Annotated in this window: 20 protein-coding genes and 3 pseudogenes; 7 read left to right on the forward strand and 16 right to left on the reverse strand. The window is 55.2% G+C overall.

All coding sequences use genetic code 11. The features are described from left to right. Window positions 1-13: 13 nt before the first annotated feature. Window positions 14-1,712 (reverse strand): annotated as a pseudogene (gene aspT / locus JQR90_RS21215) (aspartate-alanine antiporter). Window positions 1,713-2,445: 733 nt separating this feature from the next. On the opposite strand from aspT, the pseudogene JQR90_RS21220 reads away from it, so the two are divergent. Continuing rightward, window positions 2,446-3,675 (forward strand): annotated as a pseudogene (locus JQR90_RS21220) (M20/M25/M40 family metallo-hydrolase); the annotation flags it as partial. Between the two features lie 715 nt (window positions 3,676-4,390). Further along, window positions 4,391-4,681: a DsbA family protein gene (locus tag JQR90_RS21225; protein ID WP_146766071.1), complete on the forward strand. Its 291-nt coding sequence runs from the start codon at window positions 4,391-4,393 to the stop codon at window positions 4,679-4,681. Between the two features lie 385 nt (window positions 4,682-5,066). On the opposite strand, the gene JQR90_RS21230 is transcribed toward JQR90_RS21225, so the two are convergent. From JQR90_RS21230 to JQR90_RS21260, 7 genes and pseudogenes are all read right to left on the reverse strand, one after another. Continuing rightward, window positions 5,067-5,348 (reverse strand): FAD-binding oxidoreductase, encoded by a 282-nt coding sequence (locus JQR90_RS21230; RefSeq protein WP_112298055.1) that lies wholly within the window; start codon window positions 5,346-5,348, stop codon window positions 5,067-5,069. Window positions 5,349-5,366: 18 nt separating this feature from the next. After that, complete coding sequence (locus JQR90_RS21235; RefSeq protein WP_434141072.1) at window positions 5,367-7,325, reverse strand: sensor domain-containing diguanylate cyclase; 1,959 nt, start codon at window positions 7,323-7,325, stop codon at window positions 5,367-5,369. Between the two features lie 894 nt (window positions 7,326-8,219). Further along, window positions 8,220-8,513: a HipA domain-containing protein gene (locus tag JQR90_RS21240; RefSeq protein WP_412770203.1), complete on the reverse strand. Its 294-nt coding sequence runs from the start codon at window positions 8,511-8,513 to the stop codon at window positions 8,220-8,222. Beyond that, a complete protein-coding gene (locus JQR90_RS21245) occupies window positions 8,425-8,811 on the reverse strand; it encodes a HipA domain-containing protein (protein WP_208825519.1) in 387 nt (128 codons plus the stop codon). The genes JQR90_RS21240 and JQR90_RS21245 overlap by 89 nt, the downstream gene beginning before the upstream one ends. Before the next feature lie 27 nt (window positions 8,812-8,838). Beyond that, window positions 8,839-8,937, reverse strand: coding sequence for a HipA N-terminal domain-containing protein (locus JQR90_RS21250; RefSeq protein ID WP_328296305.1), 99 nt, complete (start codon window positions 8,935-8,937; stop codon window positions 8,839-8,841). Between the two features lie 222 nt (window positions 8,938-9,159). Then, window positions 9,160-10,012, reverse strand: a pseudogene (locus JQR90_RS21255) (IS5 family transposase). A 156-nt stretch (window positions 10,013-10,168) separates the two neighbouring features. Continuing rightward, on the reverse strand, window positions 10,169-11,074 hold the full coding sequence (locus JQR90_RS21260) for a LysR substrate-binding domain-containing protein (protein ID WP_434141075.1): 906 nt from the start codon (window positions 11,072-11,074) through the stop codon (window positions 10,169-10,171). 149 nt (window positions 11,075-11,223) lie between these two features. Here JQR90_RS21260 and JQR90_RS21265 point away from each other — a divergent pair, with 149 nt between their 5' ends. The 5 genes from JQR90_RS21265 to JQR90_RS21285 all read left to right on the forward strand — a co-directional run bounded on the left by JQR90_RS21265 (window position 11,224) and on the right by JQR90_RS21285 (window position 15,352). Continuing rightward, window positions 11,224-12,348 carry an NAD(P)/FAD-dependent oxidoreductase gene (locus tag JQR90_RS21265; RefSeq protein ID WP_434141077.1) on the forward strand — a complete coding sequence of 375 codons (1,125 nt, stop codon included), beginning with the start codon at window positions 11,224-11,226 and terminating at the stop codon, window positions 12,346-12,348. Continuing rightward, entirely contained in the window at window positions 12,338-12,658 is a 321-nt protein-coding gene (locus JQR90_RS21270; protein ID WP_434141079.1) for a (2Fe-2S)-binding protein, read from the forward strand. Before JQR90_RS21265 ends, JQR90_RS21270 begins: the two co-directional genes overlap by 11 nt. Further along, entirely contained in the window at window positions 12,648-14,039 is a 1,392-nt protein-coding gene (locus JQR90_RS21275) for an NAD(P)/FAD-dependent oxidoreductase (protein ID WP_434141081.1), read from the forward strand. The genes JQR90_RS21270 and JQR90_RS21275 overlap by 11 nt, the downstream gene beginning before the upstream one ends. Before the next feature lie 10 nt (window positions 14,040-14,049). Further along, entirely contained in the window at window positions 14,050-14,403 is a 354-nt protein-coding gene (locus JQR90_RS21280) for a RidA family protein (protein WP_122044262.1), read from the forward strand. Between the two features lie 169 nt (window positions 14,404-14,572). After that, complete coding sequence (locus JQR90_RS21285; protein WP_122044263.1) at window positions 14,573-15,352, forward strand: ABC transporter substrate-binding protein; 780 nt, start codon at window positions 14,573-14,575, stop codon at window positions 15,350-15,352. Window positions 15,353-15,490: 138 nt separating this feature from the next. Here JQR90_RS21285 and JQR90_RS21290 read toward each other — a convergent pair whose 3' ends face one another. From JQR90_RS21290 to JQR90_RS21325, 8 genes are all read right to left on the reverse strand, one after another. Further along, window positions 15,491-16,660 carry an amidase gene (locus JQR90_RS21290; RefSeq protein WP_434141084.1) on the reverse strand — a complete coding sequence of 390 codons (1,170 nt, stop codon included), beginning with the start codon at window positions 16,658-16,660 and terminating at the stop codon, window positions 15,491-15,493. Between the two features lie 12 nt (window positions 16,661-16,672). After that, a complete protein-coding gene (locus tag JQR90_RS21295; protein WP_434141086.1) occupies window positions 16,673-17,662 on the reverse strand; it encodes an ABC transporter ATP-binding protein in 990 nt (329 codons plus the stop codon). Then, complete coding sequence (locus JQR90_RS21300; RefSeq protein WP_289926124.1) at window positions 17,659-18,708, reverse strand: ABC transporter ATP-binding protein; 1,050 nt, start codon at window positions 18,706-18,708, stop codon at window positions 17,659-17,661. Before JQR90_RS21300 ends, JQR90_RS21295 begins: the two co-directional genes overlap by 4 nt. A 2-nt stretch (window positions 18,709-18,710) precedes the next feature. Further along, complete coding sequence (locus tag JQR90_RS21305; RefSeq protein WP_208859649.1) at window positions 18,711-19,601, reverse strand: ABC transporter permease; 891 nt, start codon at window positions 19,599-19,601, stop codon at window positions 18,711-18,713. Between the two features lie 10 nt (window positions 19,602-19,611). After that, window positions 19,612-20,565, reverse strand: a complete 954-nt coding sequence (locus tag JQR90_RS21310) for an ABC transporter permease (protein WP_073450435.1) — start codon at window positions 20,563-20,565, stop codon at window positions 19,612-19,614. A gap of 6 nt (window positions 20,566-20,571) precedes the next feature. Continuing rightward, complete coding sequence (locus JQR90_RS21315) at window positions 20,572-22,236, reverse strand: ABC transporter substrate-binding protein (protein WP_434141090.1); 1,665 nt, start codon at window positions 22,234-22,236, stop codon at window positions 20,572-20,574. A gap of 151 nt (window positions 22,237-22,387) precedes the next feature. Further along, window positions 22,388-23,686, reverse strand: coding sequence for a Zn-dependent hydrolase (locus tag JQR90_RS21320; RefSeq protein WP_245960720.1), 1,299 nt, complete (start codon window positions 23,684-23,686; stop codon window positions 22,388-22,390). Between the two features lie 76 nt (window positions 23,687-23,762). After that, entirely contained in the window at window positions 23,763-24,536 is a 774-nt protein-coding gene (locus JQR90_RS21325; RefSeq protein WP_185755823.1) for a FadR/GntR family transcriptional regulator, read from the reverse strand. Window positions 24,537-24,723 lie beyond the last annotated feature (187 nt).

Below are 24,723 nucleotides of genomic sequence, written 5' to 3' on the forward strand. Positions count from 1 at the left end.
TTTCCCCTTTCAGTTAGGCAAAGGCCACGACTAGCGGCCCGAGCAACGTGAGAAACACGTTGGCCAAGGCGTATGTCACTGCGAACGGAGCCGTCGGTATCGAATTACCCGCCTTGTCGAGCACTTCACCAAAGGCTGGGTTGGCGCTGCGCGCACCGGATACGGCACCGGCGAAAAGTGCCAGATTGTTATAGCGCAGGACGTAGCGCCCAATAAGGATGGTGATAACGATGGGGACGATGCAGACCACCACGCCCACGAGGAAGATGGAAAGGCCCTGCGTAGCGATTGTCTGAACAGCCTGGAGTCCCGATTGCAGACCGACTACAGCTACAAAGCCCGCAAGGCCTAGATCACGTAGGAGCGTCGCCGCAGGCGTAGGTAGGTTGCCGCGCGTCATATGTCGGCTCCGGTACCAACCGAAGGCCAGCCCCGCGATCAACGCACCTCCGCCGCTACCCAACGTCAGTGGTACCGCGCCCAGTCGGATTACGAGCATACCGATAAGCAGGCCAACCACCAGCCCAAAGCCATGGAAAACAAAGTCAGTCTTATCGCTGGGCACAATGATGGAGCCGACCTGTTTGGAAACACGCTGGATGTCGTCCGGCGTGCCGTAAAGTGTAACCATGTCTCCTGACGCAATAACCGTATCCGGTTGCAAGACCAGCGGTCGACCGCCGCGTTTGACTTCTACTACATACACACCGTGGCGCAAGTGCTGATTCGCTTCCTGCCGAATTTCAGCCACCGTGCGATTAACAAAGGCTGGATTGTCAATTGTGATATCCCGCTGAACCACAACCACGTCCATGTCAGGATAGGACTGCAGCTCAGCACCTAGCTGCTTTGCGATCGCCACGACACCTGCGCGCCGGCCCACAACTAGTACTACGTCATCGGCTTGAAGGACCGTGTCCGGCGCAACACCTACCATCGCGCCACCGCGCTTAATGCGCTCTACGGTCAGTGTGGTTTGGGTGTCCCCCTGACTGAGAGCCTCAAGTTGTTCGACCGTTTTGCCAGCCGAATGCTCCACCCGGTAGATGCGTCCAACAAGCGGCGGTATCGCAGGCAACTCTCCCGGTCCGTACACCCGAGCACCTGCAAGCAATTCGGCTTCTGCCTTCGTTGCATCATCGCGGATCGAGCGTTTCATGAACCAGGGCAGGACGTTGACGCACATGATGATCGCGCCGAAGGAGCCAAAGATGTATGTCACGGCGTAGCCCACCGCGACGTTACCCTGAAGGGTCTGAATCTGATCTAACGGCAGATCGAGCTTGGCGATTGCGGCGCTGGCAGTGCCGATAATCGCGGACTGCGTCATAGAGCCAGCAGCAATGCCGGCGGCCAGCCCTTTATCTAAATCAAGAAGTTTTGCGGCGACGATAACGGTTGCAAGCCCACTGAGTGCCATGACCGCCGCCAGTACGATCTCCCGAAGCGACTGGCGCCCCAACGACCGAAAAAACTGCGGTCCGCTCTCGAAACCAACGGGCGTAGATAAACAGGGCAAACAATACCGACTTGATCCCATTATCGATGGTAACGCCGACCTGACTGATTACTACCGCCGCCAGCAACGAACCGGCGACGCCGCCAAGCTGGAATTTACCGAACTGGATGCTACCGATCCAATACCCGATCGCCAGAGATAGAAACAACGCAAGCTCGGGCGACTGGTTCAAAATTTGGTGGATATATTCCATGGTGCTACCTTTGACCAGCGACCTAAATGCAAAAGATGCGTTAGGCGTGCAGCAAAGCAGGACTATTCGCTAGGCAAAGCTGAGTGTGGCACCGGTGCGATACATCATCCGTACAGCATGCTACGAGTCACCTATGAAACGCTCATGATAGGAGCGCGCGTAGAACATGTTGCTGTCTTGTAACGTATGTGTAGCTGTAATGATTGCTAACAAACTCAAGCACACCCTGGCAGGACTGTCAAAAACGGTGCGCTATTAATTCAAGCAGGAGCTGCTCTCACGTTACTTGATGAATTTGAATACCTAGGCGGAAATTGTTGGATTGATCTGATAGATACTGACGAAGGGGCTAAACACGTCCTGGGTTACGCCTAGGGCTGGATTGCCGGCAAGGATGAGAAGCTGCATTAATAATTTATTGGTGCCTCTAATGCGCTTAAAGATCAGTATTAAGACAGTAGTTCCTCCATTTGGGTTTTGCCCGATTGAAAGCCTGGGTGAGTTCAGGCTACCAATACCAAGGCATTGAGAGTAGACGTATCCGTTACTGCCTACACCAAGCCCTGTATCCATCTGTAAGACCAGCGATATACCCCAGGGTGCTGTTGCCCGGTATGCCGTCAATTGGCAGGCCCGTATTAACCCGCATTTGACTATCTCATCCGTTCAGTGAACTTAAAGCACCCATGATGTCTCCGTAGTCTGTAGCTATCCGACTCAGGGCGCGCCTTCCATGCTTGGACAACCGTTAAAAATCGCTGCAGCTTTGATGTTCTCTTTCGCCCCGCTAATGACACTAGCGGCAGATACGTCACCTACACAGATACTTGAACAAGCCGAAGCACAGAAATCCAGTTACCTCAAAACACTTGAGCAATTGGTATCGATCGATACTGGCACTGGGCAGGAAGAAGGAATCAACAAGGTCCAGGAGATATTGGTTGATCGCCTTAAGTCGCTTGGTGCAGATGTTAGCGTGACCCCTGCCAGCCCGTCGGTAGGCGGCAATATTGTTGGGACGATCAAAGGCAGTGGTAAGGCAAGGTTTCTGCTCATGGTGCATTACGACACCGTATTTGGCCCTGGCACAGCCGCCAAGCGCCCATTTCGAGCGGACGAGGCGCGTGCCTATGGACCTGGCGTAGCTGATGCTAAAGGGGGCGTAGCAATGATCCTGCATTCGCTGCAGCTACTCAAAGCGCAGGACTTCAAACAGTTCGGGACCATTACTGTTCTCTTCAATCCAGACGAGGAAACGGGCTCAGCTGGATCAAGGGCCGTTATTGCAGACTTGGCGCGAAAGCACGACTATGTTTTTTCCTATGAACCGCCAGACAAGGAGGCGGTTACCGTAGCCACCAATGGTATTAATGCCGTTCACCTTTCAGTGAAGGGCAGAGCCTCACATGCAGGTTCAGCGCCCGAGGAGGGGCGAAACGCTGTCATTGAGATGGGGCATCAGCTGGTCAGACTCAAGGATCTGGGAAATCCAGCTAAAGGGACTACGGTAAACTGGACCATTGTTCATGGAGGCGATAAGCGAAACATTATTCCTGCGTTGGCGGTTGCTGAAGGCGATATGCGCTATTCGGATCTTTCCGAATACGACCGTGTCCTTTCGGAGGGCAACAGGCTTATTCAGGAAAAGCTAGTACCTGATACAGAGGTTAGCTTTCGTATCGATAAAGGCCGCCCACCTCTAGTGAAAAATTCAGGTTCAGAGCAGCTTGCCGAGCGAGCCAAGGGTCTTTATTCAGCCATTGGACGTACTCTGGAACCGGTGGCGATGAGGTTTGGGACAGATGCGGGGTATGCCTATGTACCAGGTGAAAGTAAGCCTGCCATTCTTGAAACCATGGGTGTTGTAGGAGCTGGGCTACATTCGCCTGAGGAGTACATTGACCTTTCTAGCATCGCACCAAGGTTGTACCTGACCGTAAGCATGATCAAGGAGCTTTCTGAAAAGGAGCTCACTGGGCCAATTAGCACCGGTAACTCAGCCAGTGGCTATGTACGAGGTGAAAAGGTAACAGGGCAGTAATCTAAAAAGATTACTCTCCTGCTGCCTCTCCGGATGGCAGGGCTGAATCCATCAGCATCCATTGCTTTGTCACACAGGGAGCTATGGAAATGGGTGTCACTATTAAGTTATCGACCTAGATCAGAAAAACCTTAATGAAAGTAGTCTTGGCTGACGATCAGTCCTGTTCCCAGTCTCCATTCAGGTCTTGTGACGCTTGGCCAAATTTTAAACAGGTAGGTAGGGGCGCTGCTTTCCGTTGCCATGCTCAGCTTCTTTAACACCTTAGTCCCATTGGTAGACTTCAACGCATGGGTTTTCTGCTATGTACAGAAAAGTGAGATCATTCGCTGTGGTTGATACCTACGGGTATCAACCACAAGGCTTGGCGCTAACCATGCATCTTAGTATTGACCTACCGCACTTCGATGCGTATGCCTGAAACGACACGACTTTGCTCCGGCTCTTCTACTGGCCAGTGTAGTTGCCTTCAATGCACAGACGCTACCATTTATAATTACTCTTTTTAGTTACAAAATAGCACTGCTGGTTCTTTTTATAGTCCAGCCCGAGCTCCTGAAGAAAGCACCGCCGCCCCGCCCCATGCGCAACCTTGACAGTAACCTAAGCGAGCTCTTGCCGGCAGGTCTGGTCGAAGATGACGAATGCCCATTCTTTCATCCACCTCTCAGGTACAGGCCCATTGCCTGGAGTGCGTATCCGAGGTAAAGGGCAAGCGGGCGTTCTGGGGATGCCCGATCAGCTCTACAAGCAGACCGGGCTGGACATGGACCTCAGCGTCCTTGCGACTCGCCTGAGCGCTAATTTAAACGCCTTCAGGCAGGGCATGACGGAGCACCGGTATATGGAAAAGCTTCAGCAGTCGGTGGCGCTGGCCAGGAGCATCAGCGCCAATGGCACGCCAGCAAGCTTTGTCACAGGCCACTAGACCGGACAGCGCATCCTGTCTGTAATGCGACCTCTTTAGGCGCAGGACGGGGAGAGTAATAATCCAAACGCATCGCTGCTGTTCAGTCGTCAACGATAACGCGTAACGGGGTAGGGTAAGTACTCCCAACGTGCGTTGATCAATACATCATCGATGCAGCGTCCCGTCACCTGCACTTCTGTTTCACCCTACCCGCATGAGGCCAGTACGGGAGAAAGAAATAGTAGGCGAGGGATAGACCAAGCCGTTAAGCGCCAGGGTTATAAAGTCATTGACGGCAACCTGCGCCGCGTACGTTCGAGAGGACCCTCGTTAGGGTAAGTCTGCTCGACGACTGGCACTAGGGCAGCAGCTAGTCGTCGAGCCAAGGGCTGCAGGACAAAGCTCACAGTAATTTGCTGGGATTCATCAACTGATTCGGGTCGATGGCCTGCTTGATGCGTAGCATGAGTTCAAGCTCGATCGGGGATTTATAGTGCTTTAGCTCATCACGACGCAGCTGACCCGCCCCGTGCTCTGCGCTAATGCTTTCCTCATGACTCACAACCCGATCATGAACCAGGCGGTTGAGCGTCTCGAAGAGCATGTGATAGCGTTCCGCAGAGGTATCCTTAGACAGTAATACGTTGTAGTGGAGATTGCCATCACCTATATTTCTGGGTTTGATCGCGCAGCGGGTAAACCCTTAAATCTGTTGGTCGTCCTGTTCCATGCTTGCCACCTTAACTTGGTTACGACCCGCCTGCTTTGCCAGATAGAGCGCATCGTCAGCGGCCTTGGAAAGGCTTACCCGCGTCTGCCCTAAACGGGCGAGGCGACATACCACGCCTATACTGACCGTAAACTGAACCGTATGGCTTTCAACTTGTATTCCCAAGTTGCTGGCCATCAGCCGGACCTCTTCAGCCACAACCGGTGCAGTTGATGGCGTAAGGGTCGTAAACAGCAGTATGAATTCTTCTCCTCCGAAGCGCGCCGCATACTCGCCTTGACGACGGGTCAGGCACTTCAGGCCCTCACCCAGCGCCGCGATGCATTCATCTCCTATCGTATGGCCGTAGGTATCATTGATGTGTTTGAAATGATCGATATCAAGCATCATGATGGTAAGGTATGCCTCTTGCGCAGCAGCCGTAATGACCTGCTGAGCAAAGATTTCATCCAAATGCCGTCGGTTATAAAGCTTTGTCAGGGGATCGGTATTACTCAGCTGGACAAGCTTACGGTTTGCCGTCTCCAGCTCCTGGGTACGCTGTAAGACTCGTCGCTCCAGATCCTCATTGGCCCTTCGCTGCGTTTTTAGGAGTTCTTCCTGCACATGCACAATCTGGAGCCGTTTTTGTGCCACCTCCTCACTGGCGTCCAGAGCGATCTTCTGAGAGATCAAACGCTGCGCTCGCTCACGGTTTATGCGTTCTGCCAGTGCAATGGAGAGAAGGAGAAACTCAAAGACGAAGCCGGAAAACTGTGTGTAATAGCTAAACCTTGAGAGGGGCAAGACGCCTTCCAGGCACAAGGTTATATAGATGGTTGCCAGAATCAGCCACAGCCAGGCGATAGTGAAATACCGGGCTGAGGGATTTTTCTTTCGCCATATGCTTACGGTTACGGTAAGGGCGAGTACGCAGGAAACGAAGCCCAATATGTCAGGAAAGAGATAGCGGATATTATCAGGAAACAGCAGCGCAACAGTTGTGGCCACGCCCCAGTACGTGATCACTAGGTTATTGATAATGGTCAACCGCTGGTACCGCGGTACGTTTAGAAAAACGCGAACAAAAATGGCAGATGAAAGAAATGTTGTACAAGCCGATAGCTGGAAAAAACGACCGGAAATCGTGGACCATTCACCCCAGATGTACACAAAGCCGTGACCGGACAGACATAGGACATACCAGAGTGAGGAGGCAAGATACGTCACGTACCAGAGATAGGACTTATCTCTGGTAAAGATAAACAGGGAAGCGTTATAGAGCAGCATGACCAGTAGCGATCCATAGAGCGCTCCAAGCAGCAATGTGTCCCATACCTGATCTTGCTGGAATGCCTTTTCGGTCACGAGCTGCAATGGAAGGATCATGTGTTCACTGGCGCGGATACGAGCATAGACGGTTACCCTTTTAGAGTTTTCCAGATCCAATGGGAACACCAGTTCACGCGCCGGGATCGGCCATTTGCTCAACGAGACGGTATCACCTGCCGTCAGCACCTTCGACCAGCTGTTGGTATCTTCATCATGGATTCTCACATCCACCTGATCAAGCATGGGCCAGTCAAAGACCAGCAGCCAGGCTTGATTGAAATGAGTATCTTTCCTAATCCTGAATCGGACCCATGCACCTTGAGGCTCTGATCCAAGGTTCAAGGTGGTTCTGGTATTGGGACGCCACTCCTCCTGCCTCCTTTCTGACGCGGCTTCCTCAAAGTCCATTGTTACAGGCGCCGGCAGGTACTCTATAGCAGGGGCAAGATCGAGGAAGTTATTACGGTCTGTGAGCAATACTGGCCTGGCCTGTGCAAATGCTTGCGATACCATCAGCATTAGCACAAACAACCATATTACTGCTGGTATGACTGAGCGCCGGACTCGAACCGCAGACGCATGCACAAGTGGGGCTGTCAGGAGTGAGCTGGAGCGTTTCATAGCCAATCTTTTAAGGCCTAGGTTTGGTCTCTTTGCATAGCCTGTCTGTTACAACTTCTCATGAGCGCACCAGCCACACCTGTTTTATCTGTATCGGTAATCATCTGCTGAACTTGATACAAGCCAGTCTAATGTAGGTTAAAGGCAGGTTTTTTCTTCTAACGGCAGCGGGAAGAAATCAGACCACTCCTCTAATTGATCAATACTACTTATGACAGACCTGCCTATAGCTTCTGGGATCGTCTACAAGTTGCACCCCTGGGAGCTGCATGGCGGTTTGTACATTGGCTCAAACCCGGCCTGGTTAATACTGGCCAAATGTGTCGCGTCTTTTAACCTGACGCAGCACGTATGGCAGAGAAATGGTTATTAAGGAGCTAGTCGAAAGAAGGGCCATGTTATTGAGTGCGATAGGTCTTTTCTACGCCTATTATCAGCTGCCGAAATAGTGCAGGCCCAAGATGAATAACTTTCTTGAACGAGCTGTATATTGATTTGAAATAAGATCTTTGCCGGACTCTGCTGCGCCTATCTGTTCCTACCTGATAGGTAGCGTTGCAAGACCTGTCGCCCTACACATCGCCATCTGTCCTGTTAGATGCACCATCCGTGCTAGTCGCACCTGATACGAAAGTCTGGAGGCAACTGCCGCCAGTGGTCTTTCAGCAAATCCTGGTGTGTCCGAGACATGGGGCTCTGAGGCGGGGCCTTTGGCCAGAGATTGCGGGCCCATTCGACGGCGTGTTGAACCATACGGCCAATGAAGCGACGGTTTAACCCGGGCGCACCTGCCCAGGCACGGAAGGGGACATCTCATACCAGCGCCTCATGCCACCCATGTTGAGCGGCAGCTCGCGTTCATCACCCCATGTACGCTCGGGTAAATACAATGTCCTAGGCAGGAGAGAGATCGGCTTGCCGCGTGCCGCGGTAGATCAGGCTCCAGTTCTTAAGATAGGCATGGCCGTTACCCAGCAGGATATTGGCCAGCAACCGCAGGGTGATCTGTCGGATGTTGTCCGGACGGTGTAGCGTCTCCGCTTTGAGTTTGTGCGCGATTTCCTCGTAGTTTTGCCTTTCGTATTTGTTTCGGACGTATTCAAAACACCTGAGCAAAATCCTCAGTGTGAATCCGTTGCCCATTGTTTCCACGATCGAACCGCTTGATACCATAGGCATAGGCCTCATCTGGCAAGGGAATGGGCGGCAGGTTATCAATCAGGGAGAGTTCGATCAGCGAGATCTCGGGAATGTCGATGCCGATCAGCGCGGCCAAGGACATGGCCGTATATTCATCGAGCGGCACATGCTGGTGTAGCGTTGAGGGTGTTTTGATGATCCAGTCACCGTGGCTGTCACCATCCTTGTAGAGATAGCGGCCGTCCTGCGCCTTCATGGAAAACTTGATCTGAACGCCGGCCAGGGAGAAATGCGCCGGTGTATAGCTCACGTCCACCGGGACGGGCAGGGTAGAGGTCCGGCCCACAAGAGCGCCAGGGGAATGTCGTGGGGATCAACGGGCCGCACCGGGTAGGTCCTCGCCGAGGTAGGCCAGGAGCGGAAACTCGTTGTCTGGATGGATCTTGAGCTGCTGGGCCAGGTGGTCACGCATGGCCCCTTCAGGCAAGAGATTACTTAACAGAGGATACAGCTTTTGCCATGTCACCAGTGGCTTTTGAAAAAATAGTTCGCCCGTGCTGGAATAGCCGTAAAGAGAGTCAGGGTGGGTCGCTCAAGTGGTGACATGGTCACGTAAGCGGTGTCAAAGGTCAGTATGTTCTTGCCACCTTCATAGCCGGCCAGATAACCAACCGTCGTGTCATGCAGACTTATCCTAGGTTCTGTACGAAAAGTACTGACGTAAGCATCGCAGCGTGCTGCCCAATGTGACCATGGCGGCAAAACTTCTTGCCAGTTTGTCGTAACGAGTACCGACTCTGCGGTTCTCCTTCAGCCAGCCGAACATCCGCTCGATGATGTTCCGTTGCTGGTATTTCGGGCGGTCGAACAGTCGAGGCAGTCCCGGTTTGGGCTTGCGTTTCATGGTTCGTAACGGAATCACAGGCTGCATTCGGTAACGGTCGCAGTATTGGCGTAAATGCTCAGCATCGTAACCCTTGTCTGCCAGCAACCAGCGGCAGCGTTTACGAAGCCGGCCTTGTTTGCCTGGGATGCGAACCTGATCCAGAACTGCTTGAGCCTTCGAGACGTCACTGGCCTGACCGGGCGAAAGCAGAAAGCGCAGAGGCACGCCGTTGGCATCACAAACCATGTGAATCTTGGTGGCCAGGCCACCTCTGCTGCGACCCAGCGCATGGTCTACTGGCTCTTCTGGCCCCCTTTTTCCCGGCGCCAGAAGAGGCTCGGGTTGCTCGCACCGCTGTGGAATCAATCATTCAGGTATCCAGATCAATCAGCCCTTCCTGATTCAGGCGAATATGCAAACGCTCAAGAACTTGGTCGAACGTACCGTCATCCCGCCAGTCGCGAAACCGCTGATACACCGTTGACCATGGGCCGAACCGCTCTGGCAGATCACGCCAGGCTGCACCTGAACACAGGAGCCAGAAGATGCCGTTGAGCATCAGTCTGTCATCACTGCGGGGCCGTCCCATCTTTTGTTCGGGGGAAACCAGATCTACGATCAGCTCCCAAGCCGCATCCGGAAGTTCGTAACGCTTCGCCATCCGGGCCTCCAGCCTGTCATGGCGCTGATTCTATCCCTCCAGACTTTTCGTACAGAACCTAAAGGGTACTTAAGTTCACGTGCAAACTTGGGGCCTGGTTTAATAGGGAGATGAGAAAACCTGGGCTAGTGAAAGGGCAAGGCGTTCGGGCATTCATCAGGCGAGATACTCGGCCGCAATCTGTGTTTTCACAAACGACTTGAGGTGATCGACGAAACTGTCATGCAAGCGGGACGAGCTGCTTGTGGCGGGCCGGAGTATGGCGAAGTCCATGGGGATGCAAGGCTCGAAACGCTTGAACACAATACCTTCCCCTCGATACTCAACCGCGGACAACACATCGATCAAGGCCACGCCCGCGCCTTGCTCAACCAAGATGCAGACGCTTGCCGAGAGCTGAGCCTCCAGCGTGAGCTGACGCTCAACGCCATAGGTAGCAAACAGCGCATCGACCTGTAATCGACTGCCAATGGACTCCGGGTAGGAAATAAACCGCTCACCCTGCAGGTCCTGCGGCACGATCCTGTCGTGGCCTGCCAATCGGTGGTCTTTGGGTAGGGCGCACAGCATTCGCGTGGTCATCAGCTGCTCACCATTGGGGCTGGGGTAGGCGTTGGGTAGCACAATCAGGCCCAGGTCGCAGCGCTGACCGACCACGCGATCAACCACAGTTTGTGATGAGTGTACTTCAAGCGTGATACGTGCCTCGGGGTGAGCCTCTACAAAGCTTGCGATAGCACGTGGTACGAAGGCCAGTCCTAACGTAGGCGCACAGGCAATCCGCAAGGAGCCACGAGCCAGGCTTCTGATCTCTTGCGCAACCCTGGCAATGCGCTCCACGCCAAGCAGGGAGCGCTGTACTTCCTCATACAGTACCAGGGCCTCCGGGGTTGGATGCAGCCGCCCTTTAAGGCGTTCGAACAGTGGAAACCCAATCTCTTCCTCCAGGTTGCCAATCAGGCGAGTAGCCGCCGGTTGAGAGATATGGAGCATTTCAGCTGCTCGGGTAACGGTCTGGCACAGGATGACGGCCCGAAAGGCTTCCAAGTGGCGAATGTTCATCAAGCCAACCCATAACCTGAATGCATGAGCTGTCGAAAATAAAGCATTTTTCAGGGCCTTTCTAATACCTCTAGCATGTAGATATCTGAAGAGGCCCAGAAACAGAGGCCTTGAGGCTCATACCTTCTGGCTATGGATGGTTTAATTTCATGCAAAAGACAGACGTGATTGTAGTGGGAGGCGGCCTGGTCGGCATGGCCATAGCCTATGGGCTTGCCTGCCGGGACATGACCGTCCGTGTGATTGATGAAGGGGATGAAGCCTTCCGCGCAGCGCGAGGCAATTTTGGTCTGGTCTGGGTACAGGGCAAAGGAGTCGGCAAGCCGTCCTATGCTCAATGGACCCGTAACTCTGCTGCACTCTGGCCAATGCTTGCCAAAGACCTCTTTGCCGAAACAGGCGTTGATGTGCAACTACAACAGCCCGGTGGTTATCAGCTCTGTCTGAGCGATGATGAAATGGTCGAAGAGACGCGGCGCCTGCACTGGCTGAGTGACGCGCTAGGCAACTACCCCTTTGAGGAGCTTGGCCGAGCAGAACTGCGCAAGCGCTTGCCAGGCATAGGACCGGAGGTGGTGGGTGCCTGTTATTCACCCATGGATGGCCATGTTAATCCTCTCAAGCTGCTGTACGCGTTCCATGCCGGCGCACAACGGCGTGGTGTCATCCTGTCTGCCGGGCGACACGTAACCGACATCATGCACAGCTCTACCGGCTTTGAGCTACGTACCAGTGAGGAGCGTTGGAAATCCGAAAAGCTGGTGCTTGCGGCGGGCCTGGGTAATCGGATCCTGGGTAGCAAAGTGGGTTTGAACATACCCGTACGTCCAAACCGCGGGCAAATCCTGGTCACTGAGCGACTAGAGCGCTTTCTCACAGCGCCCACCACCTATGTACGCCAGACTGACGAGGGCACCGTACAACTGGGCGATTCGCTGGAGTCGGTAGGCTTCAATGACCTCAGCAGTACCAGCGTCATGGGCGAGCTGGCCCGCCGCGCGGTGAGCTGCTTTCCTCGCCTGGCCAGCGTCAATGTGGTGCGCGCCTGGGGGGCTCTACGGGTATTGAGCCCAGACGGGTATCCCATCTATCAGCATTCCCCCGTCTGTCCTGGTGCATTTGCAGTGACCTGCCACAGCGGTGTAACGCTGGCAGCCGTGCATGCGCGGGTCATTGCCCCCTGGATTGCGGGTTCGACTGCACCGCCCGAACTCTCCGAGTTTAGCCATGATCGTTTTGCCGCTGTCGATCTGGAGGCCGCCTATGTCCACTGAATCGCTTTTCCAGTCACTCGAACAGGGGGCATCGGTCAGGATCTGGTTTAACGGCGAGGCGCTGGATGTCCCGGCAGGCATCAACTTGGCGGCCGCTTTATTGGCTGTCGGCATACGGCAGACCCGATCCACACCGGTCACCGGAGCACCCCGGGCGCCTTACTGCATGATGGGCGTGTGCTTTGAATGCCTGGTCGAGGTGGATGGACAGGCCAGCCGCCAGGCCTGCCTGCTCAGCGTACGTGAGGGCATGCAGGTACGCAGCCAGCAAGGGGTGCGCTCGCTTGAAGGAGCAGGCCATGAAACCTGAGCTGTTTGATGTCGTCATCGTAGGCGCAGGGCCGGCCGGAATGGGGGCGGCTCTTGAAGCGTCACGCGCAGGACTTTCCGTTGCGTTGCTGGATGAGCAGGAGCAGATCGGCGGGCAGATCTATCGCAACATCACCCAGGCTACGCCAGACCGCCACACCCTGCTTGGGCCAGACTATGCAGCTGGCGCCGCACTTGCCCGCGCCTTTACTCAGGCACCTGTTGCCTATCTGGCAGGCGCCTCGGTCTGGCAGATTACCCCCGAGCGTACCGTACATTTTTTAAAAGACGGAATGGCGCGCGTGTTCAGCGCTGACCGGATCATCCTGTGTAGCGGAGCTTATGAGCGTCCGATGCCGATTCCCGGCTGGACATTACCGGGAGTAATGACGGCAGGCGCAGGCCAAATCCTGATCAAGGGCGCGGCGCTGGTTCCCCGGCACCCTGTCGTGCTTGCGGGCTGCGGACCGCTGCTGTACCTGCTGGCCTGGCAGTACTTGCAGGCAGGTCAGTCGATAGCAGCGCTGGTGGATACGACTACCCGCCAGGATGAATTGCGTGCCGGCCGGCAACTGCTTCGAGTGCTCCTGTCACCATCGGGTCGCAAGCAGCTGGCAAAGGGGGCCGGTTTACTTCGGGCAATCAGGCAAGCAGGCGTGCCTCATTTTCGCGGGGCAAGAAACCTGGCTGTGGTGGGCGAAACCGTTGCCGAGGCGCTGACCTTTAGCGTAAATGAACAGCATCACCGCGTTCCGGCCCGTCTGGTCCTGTTGCACCAGGGCGTTGTACCGAACACACAGTTTACTCAGGCGCTGCGCGCAGAGCATCACTGGGATAAGACTCAACTGTGCTGGACACCCGTGACTGATCGGTGGGGCGAACTGAGCGTACCGGGTATTCATATCGCCGGGGATGGCGGTGGGATCGTTGGAGCCACGGCGGCCGAGCTGCAAGGTCGACTGGCCGCCCTGGGGGTAGCTGTCCGTCTGGAGCGTTTCTCCCTCAAATCGGCAGGTTCGCGGATAGGGCAGCTGCGCCAAGAGCTTAAACATCAACTCTCGATCCGCCCGTTTCTGGACACTTTATATCGCCCACTCGATTCGCTACGCGTACCGCCAGAAGATGACGTCATCGTCTGCCGCTGCGAGGAAGTTCGCGCAGGAGACCTACGCCGTTATGTCGCGCTGGGCTGCCAGGGCCCCAATCAGGCCAAGAGTTTTGGCCGTTGCGGCATGGGCCCCTGCCAGGGCCGGCTCTGCGGCCTTACCGTGAGCGAAACCATTGCCCAGGCTCGAGGCGTCTCGCCGGTCGAGGTGGGCTACTACCGTATTCGCCCCCCCATCAAACCCATCACCCTGGCCGAGCTGGCCACCGAACGCTAAAGGAATCGTAATGAACCCCATATCCCGTCTTCATAGCAATCCACGCCTGTCCCGTGTCGTCACGCACAACGGCGTTGCTTATCTTGCCGGTATCGTGGCCCCGGACTGCTCGCAGGACGCCGCCGGTCAAACCCGGCAGATCCTGGCACGTATTGACGCGCTCCTGGGAGAGGTCGGGAGCAGCAAGGAGCGTCTGTTATCCGTGCAGATCTGGATGGGCAACATGAAGCGCGATGTCGATGCCATGAATACCGTCTGGTGCGAGTGGGTGGACCCGGTCCAATCGCCTGCCCGGGCCACATGCCAGGTCACGTTCGATGATCCGGAAATCCTGGTGGAAGTCATTGTAACCGCTGCGTTGTAAAAAGCCGGGCCGCCTGGTTATCCAGGTCCACCCGATTCAACCGCTCGATCGAAGCGGACCGAGTAACACCCTGTACCTCTTGTAAACGCTGCCGACACGCAAGCCCGAAAAACACGCCAGGCTCCTGGGACCATTCACTCTGGTTCCAAGGGCTGACAAGGAGTTCTTCATGAGAAAGTCCGTTGTTTTTGCCGCTGTCGCTTTACTCGCTCAATCCGGTTTCGCTCCGTCGACCCAGGCGGAAGAAACACTGCGCCTGGGTATTGAAGCCGCCTATCCTCCGTTTGCCACTAAGGCACCTGATGGCAGCATCGTCGGGTTTGATTACGATATTGGCAACGCCCTCTGCGCCGAAATGAAAGTTAAGTGCCAATGGGTCGAACAGGAATTCGACGGCCTGATTCCAGCACTCAAGGTTCGCAAGATCGATGTGATCCTATCTTCACTGTCCGTTACCGATGAGCGCAAGCGCTCGGTAGACTTTACTAACCGGTACTATCGCATCCCGGCGCGGCTAGTCATGAAAAGTGATGCCTCCTACAGCGGCCCGGAAAGCCTCAAGGGAAAGCGTATTGGTGTGCAGCGAGCCACTAATTTTGACCGCTATGTGACCGCCAACTTTGAGCCGGCCGGCGCAACCATAGTACGTTATGCCTCACAGAGCGAAGCCTTTCTGGATCTCGTATCCGGCCGCCTGGATGCCACGATGGCAAGCTCGGTCACGCTTGATGAGGGCTTTCTCAAGACTGAGCAGGGCAAAGGCTTTGCCTTTGTTGGACCAACGTTTACACAAGAGCAATACTTCGGCACAGGTGTAGCAATTGCCGTACGCAAGGGTGATGACCGGCATCTGGACATGCTTAACAATGCCATTGCCGCATTAAGGGCAGATGGCCGTTACGATGCTATCCAGAAGAAATACTTTGATTTCAATATTTACGGCGATTGACGCCTGTTCAATACGGCAAGTATGTGGTCGTACCGGACTGCTCCTTGAGCAGTCCGGTAACAAAGGACCAGGCATCCTATACCCGAATTTCCTACCCTAGGTCTTATTTAAACAACAGCTCTGTGGCCGCCAGGATCTTTAAAGCGCTAGGCCGGCAGCCATTTTCACCAGGCTAAGATCCGTACCAGCCTTTGCCATGAGCGAGATACCCAATGGAGCGCCATCCTTTGTTGCCAATGGCAGGGTAACTTGAGGTGTGCCACACAACACGGCGATTGACAGCAGTCGATGAGACAGTTGGCGTGTGGCCTCTATTTCCTGCTCATGGGCCGTTAGCAGAGGAGCAATGTCCGGAACCGTAGGCAGCACCAGTACTCGATTACCAAGCACCGTGCTTACCGCCTGGCGAAAATGCTCTCGGAACATTCTGGCTTCACTTACCTGGCTATCAGTGACCCCGCGTGACCATTGAAAACGCTCGGCAACGTCCGGCCCAAAGACGGGTTTATGGCGCTCAATAAACCCACCCTGAGCTTCCCAGGCTTCGCGGCCTTGAATATAGCGAAACGGCCAATAGGCATCCTCAAGAGAAGGAAACGGCTGTTCAAGAGGTATCGGTGCGCCATAGACTGAACTGATCTGCTCCAGCGCTGGCGCTAGCGCTTCACGAGCTGCAACGGGAAGCAGATCGAATAGCTCCCGTGCAACCACCAGTTGCGGGACTTCAAAGGGATACTGGTCTTCACCCAGCAAACATCTGCCTACTGCCTCGAACACCTTGGCATCACGAGCGAAGAAACCGCAGGTATCCAGGCTTTCACACAGTGGCTGGCATAGTTCCAGCGAAATGCGCCCATGGGTGGGGCGAATACCAAACAGCCCGCAATAGCTGGCCGGCGTACGTACTGAGCCTCCCGTATCGGTACCTAGGGCAAAATCGCATAAACCGTTCGAAACCGCTGATGCCGAACCACTAGAAGAGCCTCCAGGAATGCGATCGGGTGCAGCGCCATTTACAGGGGTGCCGAAATGAGCGTTCTTGCCACTCATGGAAAAGGCCATTTCATTGGTCTGGGCCTTGCCGATAAATCGGGCACCCGCATCCAGCAACCGTTGCACCGTTGGTGCGGTGCGAGTCTTGATTCCAGACGTGGCCAGGACAAGGGGATTACCGCCGCCTGTAGGATAGCCTGCGACATCAAAGAGATCCTTTACCGCAAACGTCAGACCGGCAAGCGAGCCACTTTTGGCATAGGCAACGTCCACCCAGGGGTAGGGCATCAGGGCGTTGGGAGAGGAAGATGACATAATGAAAGCTCCTTAGGCGGACTCAGGAAATCGATGGCAGCTGACGTAATGCTCTGGAGAAACTGCAACCCGCCCAGGAACACTTTTTTCACAGGCCTCGCTGGCATATTTGCATCGCGCGGCGAAGGCGCAGCCTTCAGGCAGGCGGCTCAGGTCTGGGGGCGATCCGGGAATGGTTTCTAACCGGCTGCCCTTGCTCAAGCCGCCCTCCGGACGGCTGCCGAGTAGTGCGAAGGTGTAGGGATGGCAGGGGTTAGCCAGCAATGTTGCAAGGGGAGCCTCTTCAACGATACGGCCTCCATACATCACTGCAATGCGGTCAGCGATCTCAACGGCAGCGCCAATGTCATGAGTGACAAAAATAATGGATAACCCCATTTCACGTTGCAGCTCTCGCAGCAGGATAAGGATCTGAATCTGCACGGTGGCATCCAGAGCCGTAGTGGGCTCATCCGCCAGGAGAAGGCGTGGTTTGCATACAAGGGCGAGTGCAATCATTGCGCGCTGGCGCATACCCCCTGACATCTCATGAGGGTAGGCCTCTAGACGCTGCTCCGGGCTAGGAATGCGGACGCTACGCAAGGCCTCTAGCGCAACGTCACGAGCATCCTTGCGCGATAGCCTGCGATGCCGTCGAATGCTTTCGATAATCTGTTCACCTACCGTATAAACGGGGTCGAAAGCCAGCAGCGGCTCCTGAAAGATCATCGACGTAACGGGCCCCCTGAATGCATTTAGACTGTGGGAGGACATGGTCGTGACATCTGCACCGTCGATCTCGATATGCCCCTTAATGACCGTAGTCTTTTTAGGATGAAGGCGCATCAGCGAGCGCAATGTGACACTCTTGCCGGAGCCAGACTCGCCAATCAAGGCCAGCGCTTCGCCTCTGGCGACGGTCAGGCTGACACCATTTACCGCAGAAATGGTTTTGCTGGCGTTATGAAAACGGACGTAGAGGTCCCTGACAGATACTATCGGTTGTGGTACGTGAGCGTTCATTGGGTATGCCTCATGGACTGGTCATCACGTGGACTGCAGGAGTGGCCGCCACCTGGAATGTTCATGAGGCAAGCGGCTTCATGATGCTCACCGATAGGAAAAAGCAACGGCTTATTGCTCCGGCACGCCGCTTCGGCATGGGGGCAACGGGTGTGGAATCGGCAGCCAGACGGGGGATCAATCGGACTTGGCGGGTCCCCTGTCAGCGGCGATGCCAGCGTGCGATGCGCTGGGTCCATCGAAGGCATGGAGCTGAGCAGGGCGCGGGTGTAAGGGTGAGCCGCGCGGGTAAACAAGGTTTCTGCTGGCCCGATTTCCACCACTTCGCCCAGATACATTACTAATATGCGATCTGATACATAACGCACGACGTGCAGATCATGGCTGATAAATACATAGGTCAGGTCCAGGCTTTGCTTAAGGTCCAGCAGCAGATTCAATACCTGCGCCTCAACTGATTTATCGAGTGCCGATACGGCTTCGTCGAGAATCACCAGCCTTGGCTCCAGCGCCAGGGCTCGGGCAATATTGACCCGTTGGCGTTGCCCTCCAGAAAGCTCGTGCGGGTAACGCCCAGCAAAACGGACAGGTTCGAGGCCGACTTTTGCCAGCAACTCCCTTGCGCGTGCCAGCGCCACAGCAGGGGACAGGCCATGCACCCTGGGGCCAAAGGCTATTGATTGTTCAATGGTTAGTCGAGGGTTCAGGGAGGAGTAGCTGTCCTGGAAAACCATTTGTACCTGACGGCGAAAATCCCGCAGTGACAACTGATGTGAGTTGACTTCAGCCGCGTCGAAAATCAGTTCACCTCGATCCTGAGTAATCAGCTGCATCAACACGCGAGCTGTCGTGGACTTGCCACACCCAGACTCACCTACGACGCCTAGTGTTTCGCCTTTCTGAACGGTAAAGGAGACGTTATCGACCGCGCGAACTACGGTCTTCTTGCCGAGCGGCCCCTTGACCGGGAAGTGCTTGATTAACGAGCTAACCTTTAGCAGCGGTTGTGCAGGTCCGCCTAGATCATGTGTCACGAGTGCATTCATGGTCAGCTCCTAATGGCCATGGCGGCCCGCAGGCGGTCGGCCAGGATATTGAAGGAAATGGACGTAATGAAGATCATGAGCCCTGGCAGAGCCGCTACCCACGGTTGCGTGTAGATGGCGGTTCGCAAGGTGTTGAGCATGAGCCCCCACTCGGGCTCTGGTGGGCGAACCCCCAGACCAAGAAACGACAGGCCCGAGGCCAGGATCATGCAGACCGAAATCAGGCCCGTGGCAAACACGAAGATAGGTCCTAGCACGTTACCCAGCACCTGGGTGCGAATGATTGTAAAAGCGCTCGCGCCCGACGCCCGTGCGGCTTCGATGTAATCGCGGCTGCGCACCTGGGTGGTAACACTTTCGGCGACGCGGGCAATCTGGGGTACGAAAACCAGTGTGAGGGATAGCAGAGCGTTATCGATGCCTGCCCCCATGGCACCTGACAGCGCGATGGCTAAAAGCACAGACGGAAAGGCATAGAATATGTCTACTGTTCGCATGATCAGGGCATTGATCATTCCACCCGCATAACCAGCTACGATGCCAACCGCGCTGCCAATAACAAATGCCAGGATCACGGGTGTAATGCCCATGAATAGCGACAGGCGTGCCCCTAGCATCAGCCGCGAGAGCATGTCTCGCCCCAGCTCGTCGCTTCCCAATGGAAAGCCTTCGGTGCCGATGGGTCTCAGTCGTTTGAACATCGAGGTGGTGTAAGGATCACCCGGCGTCAGGTACTGGCCTAACAGAGCAAGCAGTACCAGTGCGAGAATAATGCCTCCCACGAGCCAGGCAACCTTGTCACGGGCCAGGCGATGGCCAACAGATGTCCAATATCCCGGTGATGTTTCTACAGGAACCATTTGGGCAGGAGAGGGGACTTTAGTCAGGCTCATGTTCATTGCATCAGGCCCTTTTGATACGGGGGTCGAGTAGTGTCTGCAGGATGTCCACCAGCAGATTGAGCACGACAAAAAACAGCGCCAGCACCCAGATGGTGCCTTGCAACAGCGGTAGATCGCGCTGGAAGATGGCTGAGTTCAATAGCAGGCCAGTACCTGGCCAGGCGAAAACAGTTTCTACCAGGATCGAGCCGCCCATGAGGTAGCCGAGCTGTAATCCCATGACAGCCAGGGCGGTGGGCGCGGCGTTCTTGACCACGTGCCGAAAGATGCCAGATTCGCTCATGCCTTTGGCGCGAAGGCCAACAATGAACTCCTGGGCCAACGTTTCGGCCACAAGGGCCCGAACGGTTCGGGCAATGATGCCGGTTGGTATCACCGAGAGGGTTATAGCTGGCAAGATCATGAACTGGATATGTGCCCAGTCCCACGCCCAGCCGCTAGAGCCCAATGGGCCACCCCCCGTAGCCGGTAGCAGATACAGCTGTGTGGAAAAGACAATCACCAGCAGCATGCCGAGCCAGTAGTGCGGTACGCTGACCCCGACGACCGAGAAAACCGAGGCGAGCTTGTCGAGCCATGTATCCTGGAAGTAGCCCGCAACAAAACCAAACAGGCATCCAAAGAAGAAGCCAATCAGTGTGGCCAGAAAAGCCAGCCGCAGCGAATGTATTGCGGCTGTCATCACCTCGGAGAACACTGGCCGGCTGGTTGCTATCGAGGTGCCCAGATCACCTTGCACGGCATGCCATAGCCATTTCGTAAATTGCACCGGGAGCGGCTGATCAAAGCCGTATGCGGCAATCATCTGTGCACGAAGCTCCTGGGAGGCATCTGGTGGCAGAACCGAGACCAATGGATCACCTGGAGCGATTTGGACCAGCATGAAGCAGACCAGTGCGACGCCCAGCATGATGGGAATGGCCAGTAACAGCCGGCGGAGGATATAGGCACCCATACGGCGTTACTCCATAGACATGGTGGCAAAATCGATGAACCAGCTTTGAGGCTGAACTACACCCTTGATCCTGGACGACATCGCTCGCGGACCCACATCGTGCGCCACCCAGAGGAAGGGCGCTGCATCTACCAGGGCTGCGTGTAACTGCGCTGCGGTGGCGTCCATATCCTTGGGGTCGAAGGCGTTACGCGCCTTGGTAATCAGCGCGTCCATTTCTGGGTCGCTGAAGTAGCCCCAGTTATTAGATACCGGAGGAAATGCTTTGGAGCTGGTAAAGCGCACCATGCCGAAGTAGGGATCCATTACCGCAGCGCTCACATTAATAGCGTTCGCCCCGTTAGCCGCAGGATCCTTTGCACCGAGACGCCAGTTGGTAAAGAGCGTATTCCATTCAGTCACGTCCAGCTCGACGTCGAAATAGCACTGTTTAAGGCTCTGCTGGATATACTCGTTCATCGGTAGGGGCTGCATCTGGCCCGAACCAGACGCCGAGGTTTGCACCTTGACCTTGACCGGTTTGGCCTCACTGTAGCCGGCCCTAGTCATCAGCGCCCGAGCCTGATCAGGGTCATAACTGATCTTGAAGTCAGGATTTCCTCGCCACGGTGAGCCTTGTTCATAAGTGCCGGTTGCCTCTTCCATGTAGCCACCCAGATACTCCTTGAGTTCGGCACGGTTAAGGCAGAGATTTGCCGCATGACGTACATCCTTGTTCAACCAGGGCGAGCCCTCGACAAAGGAGAACTGCCATGGCCAGAGGTGAGGCTGTGCGTTGGCGTAAAGCTTGAATCCACGACTCTTGATCTGATCAATGGCATCGGGTGCAGGGGCTTCTATCCAGTCCACCTGCCCAGAGAGCAGGGCGGCGGTCCGTGCATTGGCCTCTGGCAGTGGGAGGAGCACCACGTGGTCGATCTTTGGGACGCGGCTGGGGTTCCAGTAGTCAGGATTTCTGGCAAGCGTAAGCTGCTGACGCGGGACAAGCCTTTCTATCTTGAACGGGCCGCTGCCAACCGCGTGGGACGCGAAATTCGACCAAGCCTGCTTGCTACGCTCAGCTGCGTCTGTCACAGAAGCCGGTACGGCATCAAAGTCCTTTTGCCAGGCTGTTGGGGAGACAATAAATAAATTAGTCAGGTTATAGGGCAAAAACGCATCTGGCTCGGATGTAGTCAGCACTACCGTATGATCATCTATCTTCTCGGCCGATCTTAGAGTAGGCATGCGTGACACCGTATTGCCTACCTGCGCCGGGGCGTACTGTCTAGCATTTTTGTCCAATACCTTCTGGACGTTCCAGACGATGGCATCAGCGTTTACTGATGTACCGTCATGAAACTTCACGCCCTCACGCAACGTGAATGTCCACTTGGTATGATCCTCTGGGCTGACCGCCCACTTGGTGGCGAGGCCCGGCATCAGCGCAGCTGGCTTTTCGCTCTGCGAAAGATCCCATTCGATCAGCGCATCATAGATAGGAATTCCTGTGAAACGGTTGCCCTCGTAGCCCTGATCGGGCTGACCGAACGTAAGGGGAATATCGCCCGCCGTCATGCCAATGCGAAGGGTAGTGTCCGCAGCCACTGCGCCACTGAAGAGAGCGATTGTCGCGGTGAGGGCAAATGAGGTTTTCAAGCGACCCTTAAAACCTGATAAGGCTAAACGCATAAGATCGAACCCTTGCTGCTAAGGTTGGGGCAGGTCATCCCGCATAGCGGGTAGGTAGGCCATGGATAAAGGCCTGTCACATTGCCGGGTTAGCCCGGCTTATAGGATGCAGTGCACGAGAGGGAAAGACGTTCGACTTTCCAGCTTCGCGCTACTGGTATGGGAAGACGGAGGCCTCAAACACAGGTTGGCTGCAACCAGCCATTTCCAGCATTGCGCTCAGCAGCACGTTGCAACCAGCAGCCAGGTGTTCTGGCTGGGCGTTCTCAATCTCGTTATGACTAATTCCGTTTTCACACGGCACAAAGATCATGGCAGCCGGACCCAGCTCCGCTACGAATATGGCATCGTGGCCCGCGCCACTGACGATATCCTGATAGCTGTATCCATAGTGCTGCGCGCCTCTGCGAACCGCGTTTACACAGCCGGTCTCAAAGTGCAAGGGAGGGAAGTCCGCTGTTGGCGTCAGGGTGTAGCTCAGCCCATGGCGCTGACAAGCATTCTCTATCGCCTCGGTCGTTTCAGCCACCATAGCGTCAAGGTGAGTGCTGTCTAGATGGCGAAAATCAATTGTCATCTGAACCTGTCCTGGAATCACGTTACGCGACGCGGGGTATACCTCCAAGCATCCTACGGTACCGCATGCATGGGGGAGATGCAGGTGTGCTGCACGGTTTACCGCTTCCACGACAGCGGCAGCTCCAACAAGTGCATCTTTACGCAGGTGCATCGGCGTAGGACCCGCGTGGGACTCCACACCCGTGAGGGTGAGGTCAAACCACTTCTGTCCCAGGCACCCTGTTACCACGCCAATGGTCTTACCCTGGTCTTCCAGGATCGGACCCTGTTCGATATGTGCTTCAAAATAGGCACCCACTGGATGACCCACAGCGGAACGCGGGCCAGCATAGCCAATGGCTTCCAGTGCTTGCTTGACGCTGATGCCACTGGTGTCACACCTGGAATAGGTCTCTTCTACGGAAAACTTCCCAGCAAACACCCCTGAACCCATCATGCAAGGGGGAAACCGTGATCCTTCCTCGTTGGTCCAGACGACGACTTCAAGTGGTGCCTCGGTTTCAATACCATGGTCGTTAAGCGTACGAATGACCTCCAGGCCCGCCATGACACCAAAACAGCCATCAAACTTGCCTCCTGTGGGTTGGGTATCGATATGGCTACCCGTCATGACAGGAGCAAGAGCTGGATTGCGGCCTGGCCGTCGTGCGAAAAGATTGCCTATGGCATCGCACGTGACGACGCACCCGGCTCCTTCGCACCATTGAATGAACAGATCGCGGGCCTGGCGATCAAGGTCAGTCAATGCCAATCGGCAGACTCCACCTTTAGGCGTGGCGCCTATCTGAGCAAGTTCCATGAGCGACTGCCACAGCCGTTCGCCATCGATTTGAGGAATCAAGGGTTTGTGCGCACGTGATGCAAGAGACATGAGCGTCCTCTCTAGTTGAGTATTCATGTTCCGGCAGTCGAAAAAGGATCAACACATCGTTGCGCTCTGTGGCGCTTTAGACAATCTGACTTACCCTTGCAAAGTCCAGAAGAACGTGGCGTGCCATCTCGCCTTCGAGTGCTGTCATATGTTGCTCGGCATCGCACATATGCTCATGCATCAGCTGGCGAACAGCCGCTTCGTCCTTGACGCGCCAGGCCTGGAGGAGCGCCTGGTGATAATTTACGTTTGATTCCCCAAATGCATCACGACTCGGTAGATAGGCTTTTTTTAAGACCACCAGATCACGAAGCATGTCGTTCATAAAGCGTGACATAAAGCCGAGTAGGGGGTTGGCACACCGTTCAGCCAGAAGGTTATGGAACTCAATCTCTGCAATTCGTTGAGCACGCTGTTGAGCCTCGCTCGTAAGCGGCAGGCTACAAAACTCAATGTTTCGCTCCAGCTCTTGGAAGTCCTCTTCGTTTAGCCGACCTATAACCGCCACGGCAATCTCGACTTCTATGATCTTGCGTAACTGGTAAACCTGCGCGCCAGCGACGTGATTGAAGTGCAGGTAATTACGAAGCGCCCGACTGGCCGGCTCCATATCCACTTCACAGAGGTAGGCGCCACCGCTAGGGCCAGTTCGCATGATGACCAGTCCTTCTACTTCTAAGGCCTTTAAGGCCTCTCTGACCGTTCCCTTGGAACATCCAAAGCGCTCCATCAACTCTTTTTCCTGAGGTAAACGACCACCAGGCTTGAGCTGCTCCATAACAATAGAGCGCTTCACTTCCTCGACAATAAGATCAGATAACTTTTGTCTTCTCCGAACTGGCGGCTTCATGATTTATCACATTTATACGTATAAATAGAACCTAGGAGGTGCTTTGGCAGGTGTCAATCCATCCGCAAGCTCCAGTGTCGTACCTACACCCTTAATGTCGTTTACAGAACGTGTTTGGCTTCTGTAGGCCTGCAAGCACTCACCCCAAGGTCTCAATCCTTAACGCAACCTGGTGTGTCTCTACGAT

The sequence above is a fragment of the Pseudomonas sp. JZ114 genome (genome assembly GCF_051027705.1).
Taxonomy (GTDB): Bacteria; Pseudomonadota; Gammaproteobacteria; order Pseudomonadales; family Pseudomonadaceae; genus Chryseomonas; species Chryseomonas luteola.